Raw genomic sequence first — 1,137 nt, 5'->3', positions numbered from 1 at the left:
ATCCTTCGAAAAAGTCTGTGCCACCAGTTTGAGACCTTCAACCATGGTGAGGTAAGGGAAAAGCTGGTTAGCCAGATCCTGGACGGTCATGCGGGCCCGGATGGCAATCGCGGCAGTCTGGATGATTTCGCCTGCTTCCGGTGTCACAGCCTGGACTCCGAGAATGCGTCCGGACCCTGCCTCAGCAACAAGCTTGATAAAGCCGCGGGTATCGAAGTTGGCGAGTGCACGCGGCACATTGTCGAGCGTGAGCGTACGGCTTTCGGTTTGCAGACCAATGCGCTGGGCCTCTGCTTCACTGTAGCCTACCGTGGCAACTTGCGGATCGGTGAACACGACTGCCGGCATGGCGTCGAGATCGAGCTTTACGTCGCCGCCGGTCATATTAATGCCAGCCCGGGTACCAGCCGCGGCTGCAACGTAGACGTACTGAGGCTGGTCAGTGCAGTCGCCAGCTGCGTAAATGTTCGAAGCACTCGTGCGCATGCCTTGATCGATCAGGATGCGATGTTGCGAGTCAAACGTCACACCTGCGCGCTCGAGATTCAGGCTTGCGGTATTTGGCGTGCGGCCGGTGGCAACAAGCAATTGATCCACCTTTAACTCGCCCTGCGCGGTCGTCAGGATGAATTGGCGGTCGCAATAGGTCACGGCACTCGCCTGCGTCTGTGTCAGCACCGTGATGCCTTCCGCACGGAAAGCTGCAGTCACGGCCTCGCCAATGGCAGGGTCGTCACTGGCAAACAAGGTGCGCCGGGCCAGGACCGTCACCTCGCTGCCCAAGCGCGCAAACGCTTGTGCCAGTTCCAGTGCTACGACCGAGGCGCCAATTACTGCCAGCCGTTTAGGAATGGCTTCGCTAACCAGGGCTTCGGTGGACGTCCAATATGGCGTTCCTGCAAGACCAGGCAACGGCGGGATGGCAGCGCTTGCACCAGTGGCAATGAGACAGCGATCGAAGGCCACTTCGCGAGTGTCACCTTCTGCCGCTTCCACGATAAGCGTTTGGCCATCCTTGAATCGGGCGCTGCCTCGCACCAGATTGATCGACGGATTGCTTTCGAGGATGCTTTCATATTTAGCATGACGCAGCTCGTCCACACGGGCCTGCTGTTGCGCCAGCAGACGGTCACGCAG

General features: G+C 59.2%; 1 protein-coding gene. It reads right to left on the bottom strand.

Features of this window, described 5'->3' with window-relative positions:
* Positions 1–1,137: mercury(II) reductase (merA, locus tag DB895_RS14150; RefSeq protein WP_116725995.1), on the bottom strand; the 1,137-nt coding region annotated here is incomplete at both ends.

It is taken from the genome of Flavobacterium psychrotolerans, assembly GCF_003097635.1.
GTDB lineage: Bacteria > Bacteroidota > Bacteroidia > Flavobacteriales > Flavobacteriaceae > Flavobacterium > Flavobacterium psychrotolerans.
Note: the sequence above shows the minus strand (reverse complement) of the source record. Positions and strands in the feature narration are given on the sequence as shown.